Genomic DNA, 18128 nt, shown 5'->3' on the forward strand with positions numbered 1-18128 from the left:
ACGGCACCTCCTCATTTTGGTCTGACCCCGTTTTTTAACGACTGGCTGACAGTAAAATGACCTTCTGTTTTCTCAAAGACCTCCTCCATTGTTACACCTTCCTGCAGTTCGGTGAGCGTCATACGGCCATCATGAAAATCGAATACAGCCAAATCTGTGATCAGCCGATCGACCACCTGCCTGCCGGTTAAAGGCAGCGTACATTCCGTTCTCACTTTAGATTCCCCATATTTATTAACGTGCTCCATAATGACAATAATCCGTTTTGCTCCGTGGACCAAGTCCATGGCGCCGCCCATTCCTTTGATCATTTTTCCGGGGATCATCCAGTTCGCCAAATCTCCCCGTTCGGACACTTCCATCCCGCCGAGGATCGCTACATCAATGTGGCCGCCGCGAATCATGGCAAAGGATTCGGCACTGTCAAAATACGAGGCTCCCTTTACTTCGGTGATGGTTTCTTTTCCCGCGTTGATCAGATCGGGGTCCTCCGTTCCTTCCGCCGGATAAGGCCCGATCCCGAGCAAGCCGTTTTCAGACTGAAGCAGGACGTTATAATCATTCGGTATCTCATTGGCTACAAGCGTCGGCATCCCTATCCCCAAGTTCACATTCATTCCGTCCTTAATTTCCTTTACAGCCCGTTTGATCATTCGTTTTCTGCTATCTCTCATTCTGTCAGCCTCCTTTATCATGCTTGCCGGACGGTGCGGCGTTCAATCCGTTTTTCATGAATCCCGCCGAGCAGCACGTGCTGCACAAAAATACCCGGCGTATGAATTTGATCCGGATCAAGCTCTCCGGCATCGACGATTTCTTCAGCCTCTGCAATCGTCACTTTGCCTGCCATTGCAGCGAGCGGATTGAAATTTCTCGCCGTCTTTCTGAACATCAGGTTGCCCAGAGGATCGGCTTTCCAGGCCTTTACGATGGCGGCGTTCCCTGTAATCCCTTTCTCCAGAAGATAGGTGCGTCCGTCAAATGTCTTATGTTCTTTTCCCTCGGCTACTGATGTTCCGACGCCCGCAGGTGTATAAAACGCCGGAATGCCCGCCCCTCCCGCGCGAATTCTTTCTGCGAGCGTTCCTTGGGGCACCAATTCGACTTCCAGCTCTCCGCTTAAAAACTGCCGTTCAAAGGTTTTGTTTTCTCCCACATAGGATGCGACCATTTTTTTGATCTGCCGGTTTGCAAGCAAGAGGCCTAACCCCCAATCATCAACACCGCAGTTATTACTGACAACGGTCAAGTTTTTTACGCCGCTGTCCCTGATCGCGAGAATTAATTGTTCCGGAATGCCGCACAGGCCGAAGCCTCCTGCGATGAGGGTGTCTCCGTCCTTGATCAGTGCAGCAGCATCTTGATAAGAGTCCATCACTTTTCCTTTTCCCATATTCGTTTCCCCTTTCTATTTTGGCTACACAAGGCCCGTCAGACTGTAAATGGCGATGATGACAAACACAGCGGCTGTTTTAATGACGGTAATGGCAAAGATATCCCTGTAGGATTGGCGGTGGGTCAACCCGGTGACCGCGAGCAGCGTAATGACGGCGCCATTATGCGGAAGAGTGTCCATCCCGCCGGAGGCCATCGAGATCACCCGGTGCATGACCTCCGGCGGGATGTGGAATGTATTGATTGCTTCTGTATACGCTGCTGACATCGTGCTTAAAGCGATGCCCATTCCTCCTGATGCCGATCCTGTAATCCCGGCAAGCGCAGTGGTCGTCACCGCTCCGTTGACGAGCGGATCAGTAAACGTCTGCGATATGCCGCTGCTGACCATTTTAAAGCCGGGAAGCGCCGCAATGATGCCGCCAAATCCGTATTCGGCTCCTGTATTCATCGACGCCAGCAAGGCGCCCCCGATGCCCTCATTCAGTCCTTCTTTCAAATTGAAGAGGACTTTTTTCCAATCGAACAAAATCGTTGTCATGATTCCGATGAACAGTGCGAGTTCTACTGACCAGATCGCAGTGACGGAGGAAAGGTCAATTTTCCCGAACGCTTCTAAGCCGAGCGGCGCAAAATCAAATCCGTCAGGGTACCAATGCGGGAGCCACATCGTGAAGCATTTGTTCATGACCCCCACAAGGATAAGCGGAACAAAGGCGAGCACTTGCCGCGCAGGGCTGGGTTCTGCCTCCTGCGGTAAAACAGGCGTATGTTTTTCATTAGCCAGACCTGAGGATTCCTCTGCAGCGGAAACTTCAGATTGAAATCCAGCATAGCCTTCTCCGGCATTGGCCGCTTTTTTGCGCCGGGATTCTAAATAAATCATTCCGGCCGTAAGCACAAATGCTGCACCAATCAGTCCGAGCCAGGGAGCGGCATAAATGTTTGTTTTAAAAAAAGCGGTCGGAATGACATTTTGGATTTGCGGTGTGCCGGGAAGCGCATCCATTGTAAATGTAAAGGCGCCCAATGCAATCGTACCGGGTATCAGACGCTTGGGAATATCAGCTTTCATAAATAGGTTTTTAGCAAACGGATAAATGGCAAACACCGCTACGAAGAGACTGACGCCGCTGTACGTTAAAATCGCACCCATTAAGACGATGGCGAGAATGGCTCTTTTTGCTCCCACAAGCTTGACGATTGTTTTTGCAATCGACTCAGCGAGCCCGGATATTTCAACAACCTTGCCAAAAACGGCCCCTAAAAGAAATACGGGAAAATACAGCTTAATAAATCCTACCATCTTCTCCATAAATATATTCGAGAAGAAAGGAAGTACGAAGCTTGGATCTGTCAGGAGCACGGCAAACAGCGCACAAATCGGGGCGAATAAAATGACTGAAAAGCCCCGGTAAGCCGCAAACATCAGCATGCCTAATGCCAATAAAATAATAACAATGTCCACAAATCCCCCTCTTTTCTGCTCAATGTTAGTAAGCGCTTACAAAAATTAAGAAAATAAAGCAAAAAACATGCCGGTTTTGCACAGTTTCTGAGGCTGAAAAATGTGCATCATGGTGAATGTTCCGTTTTGGCGAAAGAAAGGGAGACTCTTGCTGTATTAGATTGATTGGCTGAGCAGTGAGTTTTTTTAGGGATAGTGAGATGGATCAGAGAGGATTTTTGCTTTATAAATATGTATTCTTTTTTCTTTCATTTATTTCCTGCAAGAGGAACCGACAAAATCCGGCCCTCCTGCATGGTCATTCAGCCAATGACAACCGGGAGCTCTTTGAGCGACCTAAAACCAATGAGCTTGCGGTATTCAAGGCGGTGTGCAGCCAGCCGAAGCTTAGGCATCCGCTCAAACAGTGTAAGAATTGCAATTTGTGCTTCGATGCGCGCTAATGAGGAGCCTATGCAAAAATGGGCGTTCTTTCCGAATGCAAGATGCGGGTTCGGCTTTCTTTGGATATCCATTTTGTGAGGTTGATCGAATATGCTTGGATCGCGATTGGCTGCCCCTAAAAGGATATATACCTGCTCTCCTTTTTTTATAGTCTTCCCATTTATTTCGCAGTCTTCTGAGGCGGTGCGTGCCGTCAGCTGCGCGGGGCTGTCGTAGCGCAGACATTCCTCAACTGCAGTTTCAATAAGCGAGGGGTTTTCTCTCAGTGCGCTAAGCTGTTCAGGGTGTTTCAATAAAGTAAACACACCGTTGCTTATGAGGTTTACCGTCGTCTCGTGTCCGGCTATGACAAGTAAGATACATGTCGCGAGCACTTCCTCTTTTGAAAGCTGTTCCTCCATAATAAACCTGCTGATCAAGTCTTGCTGAGGGTGCGCTTTCCGCTTGTGAATCAAATCTTTGAAATATGACGTCAGCCTGCCTGCGGTGTCGCTTGCTCTGACTAACGTCTTTCTTGATCGGGTAAGATCAATGGCCTGGATGACGTCTGCCGTCCATTGTCTGAATTGATATCTCTCCTCTTTCGGCACTCCGAGTATCTCCGCAATGATAAGGCTTGCCAATGGAAAGGCAAACTCTGAAACAAGGTCAGCGGTTTTTTTGATTTGGACTTGATCCAACAAGTCATGAACCGTTTCTTTTATACAAGGGCGAAGTGATTCCGCCGTCTTTGCGGTAAATTCTTTACCGATAAGCATCCGCATCCGCTTATGGTCTGATTGATTTTTAAATAACAGCATATCGTGCTGGATATGCGATAGATTTTGATATTTCGTTGAAGCTTCCGGAAGAGGAATGCGGTTTTTAAACCGAATGTCTTTCAGAATCGCTGCCGCTTCTTTGTACCCGGTGGCATACCAGCCCGGATATTTTAATACGGTTCCTTTATAAACAGGATCAATGGATCGCAGTTTGTCATAAAACGGGTAAGGGTCATTCCAAAAATCCGAATCCGCATGGAGAGACGGATGTGCAATCGATAGGTCCGCCGTCATCTTATACCTCCGTATTGCAGGCGGATTGCAGGCCGGCTTTCATTTCTTCAACGGATTCGACTTCAAAACCTAAATCATGGAGCATTTGATGATCCTCTGTTTCTTGCTGCCCTGCTGTCGTTAAGTAATCTCCGACGAAAATCGAATTTGCGGCGTAAAGTCCCAGCGGCTGTAGCGAACGAAGGTTGACTTCCCGGCCTCCTGAGATACGGATTTCTTTTGACGGATTGATAAAACGGAACAAGGCGAGCACTTTCAGGCAATACACCGGATGTAATTCGCTTACCCCTTCTAACGGAGTTCCGTCAATCGCATGCAGAAAATTAACCGGGATGCTGTCGGCGTCAAGCGCTTTTAAGCTGTTCGCCATATCAATGACGTCCTGTTTCGTCTCTTTCATGCCGACGATGACACCAGAACAAGGTGACATCCCCGATTGTTTCGCCGTTTCCACTGTATTGACCCTGTCGTCATACGTGTGGGAGGTCGTAATGTTTGAGTGATTCCTCTGTGATGTATTGATGTTATGATTGTACCGGTCTACTCCTGCCTGTTTCAGCCGCTCTGCCTGTTCCGGCTTCAGCAGACCGAGGCATGCGCAGATTTTTAAACCGTACGTTTCTTTAATTTCTTTGACAGCATCAACAACTTGATCTACTTCTCTGTTCGACGGTCCCCGCCCGCTGGCGACGATACAGTATGTCCCTATATTCAGGTCGTGGGCGCGTTTTGCCCCTTTAAGCAATATATGCTTATCCACCATCCGGTAAGACTCAATCGGCGCTTTTGATATTGAAGATTGTGAACAGTACCCGCAATTTTCCGGACACAGGCCTGATTTTGCATTCATAATCATATTCAGCTTTACTTTTTTTCCGTAAAATCGTTTTCTGATATGAAAAGCGGCATGCATCAGCAATAAAAGATCCTCATCAGGACAATTTAAAATGGCCAGCGCTTCTTGATTCGTTACTTCCGCCCCGTCCAGCACTCTCTCTGCAAGATCCATCCATTGATTCATGTTTATCTCCCCATTTGTGTCAGATTCATGAAAGAGGAAACATCTATATGTTTCTCAATCATGTGTTGAATGTTTTCCGGTGAAACGTGATCCAGCTTCGGTGTGATTCCCAAAATCGGAACTTTGCATAATGTTTCAATCATGCTCGGGTTTGTCTTTTCGTCCAGCCCCGGCCGGCTCTTTACGCCGTTGATCATAATGCCGAGAACCTCTATCCCCATGTTTTTCGCATATTCAACGGTTAAATATGTGTGGTTGATGGTTCCGAGATCAGGCCTGGTGACAATCACTGCCGGCAATTCCATGGCTTTTATCAGATCACTGACTAAGTAATTTTCACCAAGCGGGACGGAAATGCCGCCTGCCCCCTCAACGATGAAACACTCATGACGATTTTTGATCTTACTCCAGTGGGCCATGACATCCGCCATGCTCACGGATTTCCCCTCAAGCATGGCGGCCGTGTACGGCGCAAGCGGCTCTTTCCATTCAAATGGCGTGATTTCTTCATGAGACAGTGCGGTTTGTGACATGTCTTTCAAGAGCGAGGTGTCACTTTCCGGATGAGTTCGCGGCACACCGCTTAAAAACGGCTTAAACACTCCGATATCCGCCTGTTTCTGCCGGAATGCCGCGGCAAGTCCGCAAGAAACGATGGTTTTTCCGACGCCGGTATCTGTTCCTGTAACAAAAAAACTTCTCATTTGTTTATATTCAGCTCTTTTCTAATGGAATCAAATGCTTCTGTCAGCTCGTCTATGTCCTGTAAGCTGCGATCCGCCGTAACGGTCAGCCTGATTCTGCTTTCGCCTTCCGGAACAGCGGGCGGGCGGATGGCCGGGGCGCAGATTCCCTTTTTCTCCAGCAGTGCAGCGGCTGAAACCGCTGTTTTTGCATCACCGATGATAACGGGGATAATCGGTGTATCTCCGCCTCTTACGGTAAAGCCCATATCGGCCAGACGCGTTTTTATCATTTTGACAGACGACTGCAGCTCACGGCGCGTATCGTGCATATCTGATATGATGTCAAATGCCGTATGCGAAGCCGCACAAATTGACGGCGGGAGGGCCGTCTGAAAAATAAACGTCCGCGCCTGATTCAGCAAAAAATCAATGAAAATGTTTGATCCCGCGGCAAAACCGCCTTCCGTTCCTACAGCTTTGCTTAATGTGCCGATGACAACATCAGGACAAACACCGAAATAGTCACTTGTTCCCCCGCCGTTTTCCCCGAGTACACCGGTTGCATGCGCGTCATCTGCTATCACAAATGCCTGGTACTGCTTTGCAAGCGCCATTATGCGGTCAAGAGGCGCGATGGTGCCGTCCATGCTGAAGACGCCGTCTGTGACGATGAAGCGGCGGTTCCGAGCCTGGACGGAGGCAAGTTTTTTCTCAAGATCAGCCATATCAATATGGCGGTACACGATGGTTTCCGCTTTTGATAAACGGCAGCCGTCAACAATGCTCGCATGGTTCAGTTGATCGCTTAAAATGACATCGCCTTTTTGAGGCAGTGAGGCAAGCACGCCGATATTTGCCAAGTAACCGCTTGAAAACAATAAAGCCGCTTCCGTCTGTTTAAAATCCGCGATTGTGTGTTCAAGTTTTTCGTGCCACACAGTATTTCCTGTCGTTAACCGTGAGCCGCCGCTTCCCGCTCCGAACCGGCTCAGCGCCGTTTGCGCGGCTGTGATCAGCCGCTCATCTTTTGACAGGCCTAAATAGTCATTGGACGCCCAGGTCTGCCGCTTTTGCCCTTTGGTTTTGAGAGCGGTTTCCTGTGTTCGCAGCGTCCGATACAGCCCGTCTCTTTTCACCGCATCGAGCCTTCCGAGGAGCCATCCGTCAAAATCCACGGCCGGTCACCTCGGCTATCGCTTCTTTCATAATGGAGATCATGGCTTGTAACTGATCGGTTGTGCTGGCAAGCGGCGGCAGAAAGGCGATGACGTCTCCGAGCGGCCGTGTCAGCATACCAAGCTCTCTCATTTTCAAGGACACCTTGTATCCCATCCGCTTTTCAGGCGGATAAGGCTGTTTTGTCCCCTTATCCTGCACAAGCTCTATGCCGCACATGAAACCGAGCTGGCGGACATCGCCGACATGAGGGAGCTGCTTCAGATCATGAAGAAATTCCGCTGCCGTTTTTGATTTTTCGGCGACTTGTTCAACGATGCGCTCTGATTCGAATAAACGCAGATTTTCAATTGCCGCGGCACAGCCAAGCTGATTTCCTGTATAGGAATGGCCGTGGAAAAATGTTTTCATTTTGTCGTAGTCATCGTAGAAGGCTTCATAAATGGCTTCTGTGGCAAACGTCACAGCAATCGGCAAATAGCCTCCCGTAATGCCTTTCCCTGCCGCCATCAAGTCCGGCTGGACATTTTCATGCTCACAGGCAAACATTTTTCCGGTGCGGCCGAACCCCGTCGCCACTTCGTCAACGATCATTAACACATCATATGCCGTACACAGCTTTCGTACGCCTGCCAGAAAGCCTTCAGGCATGACGATCATCCCGGATGCGCCTTGCACCATCGATTCGATCGTAAGTGCGGCAATCTCTTCGTGATGCTTTGCAAGCAGCTGTTCGAGCGCGTGAAGGCATTCATCCCGGCACTGTACGGGGTCGCCGCTTTCAGATCTGTATACATACGGAATCGGGGCTTTGTAGCTTTCAAACATCAGCGGGCCGTACACATGGTGGAAGAGTTCAATGGAGCCGACGCTGACGGCTCCGATCGTATCGCCGTGATAGCCGTTCTGCATAGAAATAAACGTCTGTTTCTCGGGTCTCCCTATGTTTTTCCAGTATTGAAAGGCCATTTTCAGAGCGATTTCCATTGCTTCCGCTCCGCTGTCGGAGTAAAAAACGCGTGTCAGCTTTTCCGGTGTGATGCCTGTCAGCATCTCGGCAAGTTCTGTTGCGGGAACGTTCGTCATACCCAGTAAGGTCGAATGAGCGATTTTTTCAAGCTGTTTTTGAATCGCTTCATCCATTTCTTTTTTGCGGTGGCCGTGTACATTGAGCCATACTGAAGAAAAGCCGTCATAATATTCTTTGCCGCTGATGTCTTTCAGCATGATCCCGTTTCCGCTTTCAATGATTAACGGATCTTCATCGTAATCTTTCATTTGTGTGAAAGGCAGCCAAAGATACTTTTTGCTTTTTTCAATCATTGATTGTTTCATCATTTCTCCTCCTGCTGAATGAATACAGGCTGCTTCTCTAAAAAATGGATACAGCTCTCCGTATCTATGGAGCCATCTGTAAAGAAAATCCGGCAGCCGCTTTCATCTCCGGCATTCTTCATCTTGGCAATCCGCTGATATCCCAGCTTCTTTGCGGCAACGTAGCCTATTATGTAATCAGGGTCATCCGACCAGCACAATTCAGCAATAATCCCCGGATGTGCGCAAACTTTTGCCGCGATGGCATGTGCTTCTTTTATTCGTGAATGTTCCGGCATGTTGTGAGTAAAAGCCCATTTTTGAAAATCAGGTGACGGCCAATCCATTCGGGATACCCGCACACCTCTATTTCCTCTGCCGTCAATGCGTTCTCCTGCCCGGATATCAAACAGGACCGCTCCTCTTGCTTCTGCATATTCCGCAATGTTTTCGTACGCTTTCTCTATCATGTGCGGGGGAATCCCCGCCTTTTGCAGAAGCTTGCGGGCGATTGCTTGTCCTTTTTCCGGCGTGTCTGATTGATGGAAAGCAACCGGCAAAGGGCGGATCGTTTCGATCGGTTCATTAATGCTTTCAAGCTGAATCTGCATAAAATCAGGTATCCCTCTTGAGTGCGAGAAGCCTTTATGTAATAAGCCATCTACCGCTTCCTGTAAACCGCTGTAAGTGATGAGCCGTTCTCCGCCGGAAATGTGTTTTCCGCCCTGCTCATGGGGGGCGTTTCGGGAAGCTCTCATTCTGACGCTGTAATAGGTTTCTTCCCGCATATATTCCCCTCCTTTCTCTTACTTTGAAAATTAATGTTAACCAAAATAATTAAAGGTTAACACTTATACAGAATATTAGTGCCCTCCGCGGAATATGTCAACCTAAACTATCAAACTTTAACTTAATGAGTTTTGCAAAGCCTCATTACGTTTTCATGTTTTGTTCATATTTTAGTAATTGTTTATTCAACACTGTCCGCTAAAGTAATCCATATCAACAAATAGGACAGCGAACCGCATCTTATTATGAGGGGAGGTCACCGTTATGCTGAAAGAAAAAGTAAAGACAGCAGGCCGTTTTTGCACTGTAGGCGTCGGTAATACGCTGATCGATTTTGGTGTCTTCTTTCTTCTCGCCGCTTGTCATGTCCCCTATCTTCCGGCGCAGATCTGCTCCTATTCGGCAGGGATCATCAACAGCTATGTATGGAACCGGAAGTGGACGTTTCGTGTAAAACGCAAGGCTGACGGGAAAGAGATCATGCGATTTCTCATGATTAATCTTGCCGCGTCGGGAATCACCTTTTTGCTGCTTTACGCGTTTCAAAAAGGCGGCTGTTCGCTATTGGTGAGTAAGTTCGCCGCCACTATCGGCGGAATGATGATGAATTTTATCGGAAACCGAATATGGGTATTTGGAGATTCGCTGAAAAACATACAGGATCAGGAGTGAAGATGAATGAGAAAAGTGAGAAAAGCGGTCATTCCCGCAGCAGGTTTAGGAACGAGATTTCTGCCGGCGACAAAGGCGCAGCCGAAAGAAATGATGCCGATTGTCGACAAACCGGCCATCCAATATATTGTCGAAGAGGCCGCAGCGTCAGGAATTGAAGATATATTGATTATTACAGGGAGAAACAAACGCTCGATTGAAGATCATTTTGACCGGTCGGCGGAATTGGAATTCAATCTGCAGGAAAAAGGCAAGACGGAGACGCTGAAGGAAATGCAGCGGATTGCCGATTTGGCCAATATTCATTACATCCGTCAGAAAGAACCGCTCGGATTAGGACATGCGGTGCTGTGTGCGAAGCATTTTATCGGAGATGAGCCTTTTGCCGTTCTATTAGGTGATGATATTATGGTATCTGACACTCCCGCTCTTTCACAGCTCATCGACGTCTATAACCAACACGGCACAGAAACGATCGGCGTACAGCCCGTCGATCCTGCTGATGTCAGCAAATATGGTATTATACAGACGGGGCGGCAGAGCGGTCATGAGTACGAGGTTGAGGATCTGATTGAGAAACCGGCTGTTGAAAAGGCGCCCTCTCATATTGCCGTGATGGGCCGCTACATATTAACCCCTGCTATTTTTAAAACGCTGAAGACGATCGGAAGAGGCGCGGGCAACGAAATCCAATTGACAGACGCGCTGCGCGAAGTGTGCCGCACCCGAAGCATTTACGCGCGGGAGCTTGAAGGAAGCCGGTTTGATATAGGAGATAAGTTCGGCTGTTTTAAGGCCGGCACGGAGATCGGGCTTCTGCGGGAAGAAATGAGACCGAAACTTTTAGCTTATTTAGAAGAGGTGTTAAAAAGAGAATCTGAAAAATCGTGCGTTAAAAAATAATTTGTAACCATTTTGCTTGTCAATCAGTCATATAATTGGGTAAAAAGATAAAGAGGTTGTGAACAGTGTGGGCAATTTTATTAGTGAAATATTATCCTGGCTGACAAGTATGGGCTATTTAGGGATTGCGCTCGGATTAATGATCGAAATCATTCCGAGTGAAATCGTTCTGGCTTACGGAGGCTATATGGTGTCAGAAGGCACGATCAGCTTTATCGGCGCCATTGTCGCCGGTGTGATCGGGGGAACGATCGCGCAGTGCTTTATTTACTGGATCGCCCGTTATGGGGGACGGCCGTTTTTGGACAAGTACGGCAAGTACTTACTTCTGAAAAAGCATCATGTTGATGTTGCGGAAAACTGGTTTCGCCGTTACGGCGCCGGCGTTGTGTTCTCGGCGCGGTTTATCCCGGTCGTCAGACATGCGATCTCCATCCCGGCCGGCCTTGCGAAAATGCCTCTTTCCAAGTTTGTCATATTGACGACGCTTGCCATTATTCCGTGGTCTGTCATTTTCGTTTATCTCGGGTATCAGCTCGGGGGACAGTGGAAAGACGTAGACAGCTATGCCGGAATGTATACAACTCCGATCATTATATTGGCTCTCGTATTTATTGTTGTTTATTTTGTTGTGAAGAAAATGAGATCAAGACTGTGAAAAAAGACTGCATAAGAGCGGCTGCGAGCCGGATCTATGCAGTCTTTTTTTTATTTATACCGGGTATACGGGGTGTTTCCGGTGTGTGAATGTCAGTTGTTTGGACATGTAAGCAGTGAGGCGTTTATTGAGTTCTTCCCGCAAGGAATCAGCAGGAACAATGCCGTCAATCACCATTTCAGAGGCAAGCCGGTAAAGGTTAATGTCTTCCTTATATTCATCACGCTTTTCTTGAATAAAAGCCGGTCTTTCTTCAGGGGCTAGCCCGCTGATTTTCTTTGCGTAGACCGCATTCACCGCCGCTTCAGGACCCATTACGGCAATTTGCGCAGTCGGAAGCGCTAAACAGCAGTCCGGTTCAAAAGCAGGCCCCGCCATCGCGTATAATCCGGCACCGTAGGCTTTTCTGACGATAACGGAAAGCTTCGGAACAGTCGCTTCCGCCATTGCGGAGATCATTTTTGCGCCATGCCTGATGATGCCCGCCTGCTCAACCTTCGTTCCGATCATGAATCCGGGAATGTCTGCTAAAAACAGAAGCGGAATATGGAATGCGTCGCACAAAGCGATAAATTTTGCGGCTTTATCCGCCGAATCGAGAAATAAAACCCCGCCTTTGACACGCGGCTGATTGGCGATAATGCCGACCGGCTGTCCGTGAATCCGCGCAAGCCCCGTTATTAATTCCTGCGCAAATAACGGTTTAATCTCAAAAAATGAGTCTTCATCAATGACACGTTCAATTAAATCCATCATGTTGAACGGTGCGTTTTGATGTGCCGGGATGACATCTGAGAGCGGTTTTTCAAAAGCTTTCGGGTTCTTAGATTTGTTGACGGGCGCTTTTTCAGTATAATTTGCCGGAAAGTAGCTGAGATATGTCTGCGCCATCATGATTGCTTCCTGTTCCGTTGGGGCGAGGAGATCACCGCAGCCTGATACGGAACAATGCATACGGGCGCCGCCCATTTCTTCAAGCGATACTTTCTCGCCAATCACCATTTCTGCCATACGCGGGGAACCTAAGTACATGGATGCATTGCCTTCGACCATAATGACAATGTCGCAAAAGGCCGGAATGTAAGCGCCGCCCGCAGCGGAAGGGCCGAACAATAAACAGATTTGCGGAATGCGGCCCGACAGCTTTACTTGATTATAAAAGATGCGGCCGGCTCCCCTTCTGCCCGGGAACATGTCGACCTGATCCGTAATTCTCGCACCTGCGGAATCGACTAAGTACAAGAGCGGACACTGAAGCTTTTCCGCCGTCTCCTGAATGCGGATGATTTTTTCCACCGTTTTCGCGCCCCACGAGCCCGCCTTTACGGTTGAGTCGTTTGCCATCACACAAACGGTTCTGCCGCCGATGGTTCCGATCCCGGTAACGACCCCGTCAGCCGGCAGTCCGTCTGACATGCACTCGGCGAAAAAAGCGTCTTCAACGGATATGCCGTCATCGAATAAAAGCTTCAGCCTGTCTCTTACAAAAAGTTTTCCCTTCTTTTCGTTGCTTGCGTGATATTTCGCGGCTCCTCCCTTTTCAATCGTTTTGCTGCGTGTCTGCCGTTCTTTTTCGTAATCCATCCGAGTCCCTCCATGTTTTATTTTCCTTTGTATTCAGGGGGTCTTTTTTCTTTAAAAGCGCGCAGGCCCTCTTCTCTGTCAAATGTGGGGATGACTTGTTCATATGCTTTTCGTTCGATTTCGAGCCCTGTATTGAGATCTGTCTCCAGACCCTTGTTTATCGCGGATTTTGCTTGTCTGACGGCGATCGGCCCATTAGCGGCGATGCGGCCGGCCAGTGCTTTTGCTTTTTCCATAAGTTCATCGGCTTCACAAACATGCTCGATCAGCTTCATGTCTTTTCCCTCTTCGGCAGAAAGCCTTCGGCCGGTATAGATCAATTCTTTTGCCGCGCCGGGGCCGATAAGCCGGGGCAGTCTCTGCGTTCCGCCCGCTCCGGGAATGATCGCAAGCCCTGTTTCAGGAAGGCCGAGGCCCGCCCGGCTGACGGCTGTTCTGATATCGCAGGCGAGAGCGAGTTCAAGGCCTCCTCCGACAGCGGTTCCGTTCAGCGCTGCAATGACCGGCTGCGGGAGAGCTTCAATGGATGCGGCCGTTTCACCGATACGCCTGACGCTTTGCTTAACTTGTTCATGATTCATCCCCGCTCTTTCTTTTAAATCAGCACCGGCGCAAAATGTGTTCCCGGTGCCGGTGAGAATGACACAACGAATGGATGGCGAGTTTTTGATGTCTTCAATCACACGCTGTAAATGATCAATCATGTCTGAAGACAGCGAGTTGGCCGCATGCGGGCGGTTCAGCGTGATCAGACCGATCGTTTCTTGACAGACGGAATACAAGACGCAATCTCCCATGGCTTCTCCTTTCTCATTTCGTTCTGAATGCCTGCAGGTTTCTGCTTGGCAGGTCTTTGCCTATTTTATCCGCGATCCAGCCGGCGGCATAAAGAAGTTTATTCATGTCCGTCCCGGTATCAATCCCCATTTGTTCGAGCATATAAATGACGTCTTCTGTGGCAGCGTTTCCTGCTGATCCAGGGGCGTACGGGCAGCCGCCAAGCCCCCCTGAGGAAGTATCAAAGGATGTGATGCCCATATCAAGAGCGGGAATGATATTCGCTAGAGCCGTTCCTCTTGTATCATGGAAATGGAGTGCGATTTTTGAGGCGGGAATTCTCGGCAAAAGGGCTTCAAGCACGGCTATGACCTGCAAGGGGTTTGCCGCGCCGATCGTGTCGCCGAGCGATATTTCATCAACACCCATTTCGAGCAGGGTGTCTGACAGGCGGATGACTTGTTCGACCGGCACGTTCTGTTCGTACGGACAGCCGAACACAGTGGACAGATAAGCTCTCGTCGCCATTTTTTCAGCTTTTGCTTCAGTAATAACCCGCCTGAGCTCTTGAACGGTCCGGTCAATCGGTTTGTTTACGTTTTTTTGGTTATGGGTTTCGCTTGCAGATAAAAATACACATGCCTGATCGATTCCGCCTTCTGCCGCATGCTCCAGTCCGATGAGGTTCGGAACGAGAGCCGCGTAGACCGTATGTTCAGATCTGGCAATGCCTTTTGCGACGTCCAGGCTGTCACGAAGAGCCGGAATCCATCTCGGATGCACGAATGATGTCACTTCGATATAGGGAAGGCCTGTTTTTGACAGCATATTGATCCACTCAATCTTATCTTCTGTATCCACCCACGCCGATTCATTCTGCAAGCCGTCACGCGGTCCTACTTCATTGATGCGGACATGTTTCGGACAGTTCATGCTGCACCTCCCGTTTTATTGAAGTTCAATCAGGACCTCTCCTTCATCAGTGAAATCACCTTCTGATTTTTTCACTTCTTTCACCGTACCCGCTGCATCAGCGATAATCGGAATTTCCATTTTCATAGATTCCAAGATGGCCACTTCCTGTCCTTCTTCAATGACATCACCCGGCTTCACATGAATTTTCCACAGGTTTCCCGCCATTTGAATTTTTATGACGCTCATTTGGACGCCCCCTCGTTCATTGTTTGTAAAAAACCGGTTGTTGCCTCGCCCTTTTCAAACACTTCTGAATGAGCAATTTTTGTCAGCAGCGGAATGTTGGTTTTAATCCCTTCTACATGATATTCGCCAAGGGCGGTTTTCAGTTGTTCAATGGCTTGTTTTCTCGTATTCGCCGTGACGACCATTTTGGCAATCATCGGATCGTAAAACGGAGAAATGACGCTTCCCTTTTCGACGGCGCATTCGTGTCGCACTGACGGGTGTCTTAAAACGGAAAAAGACGAGATGGTACCGGGTGACGGGTAAAAGGTGACCGGATCTTCCGCATAGATCCGCACTTCAATCGCATGACCGCGGTGGTTGATATCTTTCTGCGAGAAAGGCAGCGCCTGCCCAGCGGCAATTTTCAGCTGTTCTTCCACAAGATCCAGTCCTGTAATTTCTTCTGTCACCGGATGCTCCACCTGCAGTCTGGTGTTCATCTCTAAAAAATAGATTTGTTTCTTTTCGTCGACGAGAAATTCTATTGTGCCTGCATTTTGGTAGCCGATCGATTTTGCGGCTTTAACGGCGGTTTCACCGAGTCTTTGTCTTAATTCATCGTCAACAAACGGCGACGGCGCTTCTTCTATCACTTTTTGGTGGCGCCTTTGGACTGAACAGTCACGTTCAAACAGATGAACGATGTTGCCGAAAGAATCTGCGAGTATCTGAATTTCAATATGACGGGCATTTTCAATGACCTTTTCCATGTACATTGCGCCGTCTCCAAAAAAGGAGGCGGCCCGCTTTTGATTGCCTTCAAACGCTTTGGCCAGCTCTTCTTCTGAATGTACGATCTGCATGCCGATTCCGCCTCCTCCTGCGGACGCTTTCAGCATGACCGGAAAACCGATGGCACGGGCTTCGGCTAAGGCGGAGTGAACATCGGGCAATGGCTCTGAAACACCGGGAACGATCGGGACCTTTGCTTTTTGCATCGTTTTTCGGGCTTCAATCTTGCTTCCCATCTTGGCGATGATATCACCGGGCGGACCGATAAATGTGATTTGTTCCTTCCGGCAGCGTTTGGCGAACAGGCTGTTTTCTGACAGAAGCCCGTAGCCCGGATGAATGGCGTCCGCTCCGGCGGATTTGGCGGCTTCTATGATTCTGTCGATATGTAAATAGCTTTCATTTACTCTCGATTTACCGATCGGATAGGCCTCATCAGCCGCTTTTACATGCAACGCGTCCCGGTCGGCTTCTGAATACACAGCTGCCGAGGGGATGCCGAGACGTTTGCAGGTGCGGATAATTCGTAAGGCGATTTCTCCTCTGTTGGCAATCAGGACTTTTTTAAACAAATGTGAAGCACTCCTTTTTCATTAAGTTAACTTGAGCTCTTCAATCGTTTTTTCCCGCAGCTTGAATTTCTGAATTTTTCCTGAGGCTGTCATTGGATATTCATCTGTAAACAAAACGTACCTGGGGACTTTATAGCGGGCGATATGTTCTTTGCAAAAGGTTCTGATGTCTTCTGCGGAAGCGGTTTGTCCGTCTTTGAGCCTGACCCACGCCGCGGCCTCTTCTCCGTATTTCGGATCAGGAACGCCGACGACCTGAACGTCTGCTACCGCGGGATGCCGATATAACATTTCCTCAATCTCGCGCGGATAGATATTTTCGCCGCCCCTGATCAGCATGTCTTTCAGACGGCCCGTGATTTTGCAGTATCCGTCCTCGTCCATGACCGCCAAATCACCGGTATGCAGCCAGCCGTCTTTGTCTATCGCTTCTTCGGTCGCTTCTTGATTTTTATAATAGCCTTTCATGACATGATATCCGCGGGTGCAGAGCTCTCCTTGTTCGCCCCTGGCGGCTTCTCCGGATGTTCCGGGCCGAACGATTCTGACTTCGATATGGGGAAGCGCGCGCCCCGCTGTTTCCACTCTTCTTTCAAACGGATCATCTGTTCTTGTCTGCGTAATGACAGGTGATGCTTCGGTCTGTCCGTAGGCAATTGTAATGTCAGTCATCCCCATTTTGCCGATCACTTCTCTCATGACTTCCGCCGGGCATGGCGAGCCTGCCATAATCCCGGTTCGGACGTGGGAAAGATCATATTCAGAAAAACGGCTGTCATTTAGGAGGGCGATAAACATCGTCGGTACACCGTGCAGAGCCGTGCAGGCTTCTTGCTCCACCGTTTTCAGAACGGCCGGCGGAGAAAACTGTTCGATCGGAATCATCGCCGCACCCGCGGAAACACATGCCAGCACGCCGAGCACGCACCCAAAGCAGTGGAAAAACGGCACGGGAATACATAAACGGTCACATGAAGTAAGCTTCATGCATTCTGCGATATTGGCCGCGTTATTTACGATATTAAAATGTGAGAGCATGACGCCTTTCGGAAATCCGGTCGTACCTGATGTATATTGCATATGAATGCAATCATCCTTTTTCAGGCTGTCCATCCTTCCGTCAAGCGCTGCATCCGTTACAGACTCGGCATTATCCAGCAATGAATCCCAACGGTGCATCCCGGGCAGGCTTTTATCACCGATATATAACACCGTCCTTAAAAAGGGATAACGTTTCGAACGCAGCCTGCCGCGCTCACAAGTTTTCAGCTCCGGAATTAGCTTATTCACCATCTCAACATAAGATGTCTGCCGGTAGGAATCCATGATTATCAAGGCCGAGACGTCTGAATGCGCCAGCAGATAATCGAGCTCTGCGATTTGAAAATTGGTATTAATGGTGACCAGAACGGCGCCGATTTTCGCCGTTGCAAATTGCGCCGCGAGCCATTCCGGAATGTTGGATGCCCATATGGCAACATGATCTCCTTTTTCAACTCCCAGCTTCATCAGCCCTTTTGCGGTTTGCCGGCATAACCGGTCAAACTCGGCATACGTATAACGAAGGCCGCGCTCAAGGTAAACAACCGCTTCACGATCCGGAAAAAGCTTCGCGGACCGCTCAAGCAGCTTTCCGGCTGTTAAATGGATAAGTTCAGCCATATGACCTGCCCCCCTTC

Annotated in this window: 18 protein-coding genes; 3 read left to right on the top strand and 15 right to left on the bottom strand. The window is 48.9% G+C overall.

Annotated elements, in window-relative coordinates; translation table 11 throughout:
• Positions 1-11: 11 nt before the first annotated feature.
• The 9 genes from JNUCC22_RS09240 to JNUCC22_RS09280 form a co-directional block, all read right to left on the bottom strand.
• Entirely contained in the window at positions 12-674 is a 663-nt protein-coding gene (locus JNUCC22_RS09240) for a CoA transferase subunit B (RefSeq protein WP_007410136.1), read from the bottom strand.
• A 17-nt stretch (positions 675-691) separates the two neighbouring features.
• Complete coding sequence (locus JNUCC22_RS09245; protein WP_007410135.1) at positions 692-1393, bottom strand: CoA transferase subunit A; 702 nt, start codon at positions 1391-1393, stop codon at positions 692-694.
• Between the two features lie 24 nt (positions 1394-1417).
• Positions 1418-2863 carry a GntP family permease gene (locus JNUCC22_RS09250; RefSeq protein WP_029973831.1) on the bottom strand — a complete coding sequence of 482 codons (1446 nt, stop codon included), beginning with the start codon at positions 2861-2863 and terminating at the stop codon, positions 1418-1420.
• 302 nt (positions 2864-3165) lie between these two features.
• The gene (locus JNUCC22_RS09255) at positions 3166-4362 is read right to left on the bottom strand and encodes a cytochrome P450 (RefSeq protein WP_216062300.1); all 1197 of its coding nucleotides are present in this window, start codon (positions 4360-4362) and stop codon (positions 3166-3168) included.
• Position 4363: 1 nt separating this feature from the next.
• Entirely contained in the window at positions 4364-5383 is a 1020-nt protein-coding gene (bioB, locus tag JNUCC22_RS09260) for a biotin synthase BioB (RefSeq protein ID WP_007410132.1), read from the bottom strand.
• A 2-nt stretch (positions 5384-5385) separates the two neighbouring features.
• On the bottom strand, positions 5386-6087 hold the full coding sequence (bioD, locus tag JNUCC22_RS09265) for a dethiobiotin synthase (RefSeq protein ID WP_025284808.1): 702 nt from the start codon (positions 6085-6087) through the stop codon (positions 5386-5388).
• The gene (bioF, locus tag JNUCC22_RS09270; protein ID WP_015417578.1) at positions 6084-7244 is read right to left on the bottom strand and encodes an 8-amino-7-oxononanoate synthase; all 1161 of its coding nucleotides are present in this window, start codon (positions 7242-7244) and stop codon (positions 6084-6086) included. Before bioF ends, bioD begins: the two co-directional genes overlap by 4 nt.
• The gene (bioA, locus tag JNUCC22_RS09275) at positions 7234-8580 is read right to left on the bottom strand and encodes an adenosylmethionine--8-amino-7-oxononanoate transaminase (RefSeq protein ID WP_216062301.1); all 1347 of its coding nucleotides are present in this window, start codon (positions 8578-8580) and stop codon (positions 7234-7236) included. The genes bioF and bioA overlap by 11 nt, the downstream gene beginning before the upstream one ends.
• Complete coding sequence (locus JNUCC22_RS09280) at positions 8580-9347, bottom strand: 6-carboxyhexanoate--CoA ligase (protein WP_216062302.1); 768 nt, start codon at positions 9345-9347, stop codon at positions 8580-8582. Before JNUCC22_RS09280 ends, bioA begins: the two co-directional genes overlap by 1 nt.
• A 265-nt stretch (positions 9348-9612) precedes the next feature.
• Here JNUCC22_RS09280 and JNUCC22_RS09285 point away from each other — a divergent pair, with 265 nt between their 5' ends.
• The 3 genes from JNUCC22_RS09285 (at position 9613) to JNUCC22_RS09295 (ending at position 11581) form a co-directional block, all read left to right on the top strand.
• A complete protein-coding gene (locus JNUCC22_RS09285) occupies positions 9613-10020 on the top strand; it encodes a GtrA family protein (protein ID WP_014418060.1) in 408 nt (135 codons plus the stop codon).
• A gap of 6 nt (positions 10021-10026) precedes the next feature.
• Positions 10027-10923, top strand: coding sequence for a UTP--glucose-1-phosphate uridylyltransferase GalU (gene galU, locus JNUCC22_RS09290; RefSeq protein ID WP_216062303.1), 897 nt, complete (start codon positions 10027-10029; stop codon positions 10921-10923).
• A gap of 67 nt (positions 10924-10990) precedes the next feature.
• Positions 10991-11581 (top strand): undecaprenyl phosphate transporter UptA, encoded by a 591-nt coding sequence (locus tag JNUCC22_RS09295; RefSeq protein WP_007410125.1) that lies wholly within the window; start codon positions 10991-10993, stop codon positions 11579-11581.
• 54 nt (positions 11582-11635) lie between these two features.
• On the opposite strand, the gene JNUCC22_RS09300 is transcribed toward JNUCC22_RS09295, so the two are convergent.
• Genes JNUCC22_RS09300 through JNUCC22_RS09325 form a run of 6 tightly spaced genes read right to left on the bottom strand, consistent with a single transcriptional unit; the run spans position 11636 to position 18111 of the window.
• Complete coding sequence (locus JNUCC22_RS09300) at positions 11636-13165, bottom strand: acyl-CoA carboxylase subunit beta (RefSeq protein ID WP_216062304.1); 1530 nt, start codon at positions 13163-13165, stop codon at positions 11636-11638.
• 17 nt (positions 13166-13182) lie between these two features.
• The gene (locus JNUCC22_RS09305) at positions 13183-13962 is read right to left on the bottom strand and encodes an enoyl-CoA hydratase (RefSeq protein WP_216062305.1); all 780 of its coding nucleotides are present in this window, start codon (positions 13960-13962) and stop codon (positions 13183-13185) included.
• A gap of 13 nt (positions 13963-13975) precedes the next feature.
• The gene (locus JNUCC22_RS09310; protein ID WP_007410122.1) at positions 13976-14875 is read right to left on the bottom strand and encodes a hydroxymethylglutaryl-CoA lyase; all 900 of its coding nucleotides are present in this window, start codon (positions 14873-14875) and stop codon (positions 13976-13978) included.
• 15 nt (positions 14876-14890) lie between these two features.
• Positions 14891-15103: an acetyl-CoA carboxylase biotin carboxyl carrier protein subunit gene (locus tag JNUCC22_RS09315; RefSeq protein WP_007410121.1), complete on the bottom strand. Its 213-nt coding sequence runs from the start codon at positions 15101-15103 to the stop codon at positions 14891-14893.
• Entirely contained in the window at positions 15100-16449 is a 1350-nt protein-coding gene (locus JNUCC22_RS09320; RefSeq protein ID WP_216062306.1) for an acetyl-CoA carboxylase biotin carboxylase subunit, read from the bottom strand. Before JNUCC22_RS09320 ends, JNUCC22_RS09315 begins: the two co-directional genes overlap by 4 nt.
• A gap of 21 nt (positions 16450-16470) precedes the next feature.
• Positions 16471-18111, bottom strand: a complete 1641-nt coding sequence (locus JNUCC22_RS09325; RefSeq protein WP_216062307.1) for an AMP-binding protein — start codon at positions 18109-18111, stop codon at positions 16471-16473.
• Positions 18112-18128: the final 17 nt, after the last annotated feature.

The sequence above is a fragment of the Bacillus sp. JNUCC-22 genome, assembly GCF_018861275.1.
GTDB classification, from domain to species: Bacteria; Bacillota; Bacilli; order Bacillales; family Bacillaceae; genus Bacillus; species Bacillus velezensis.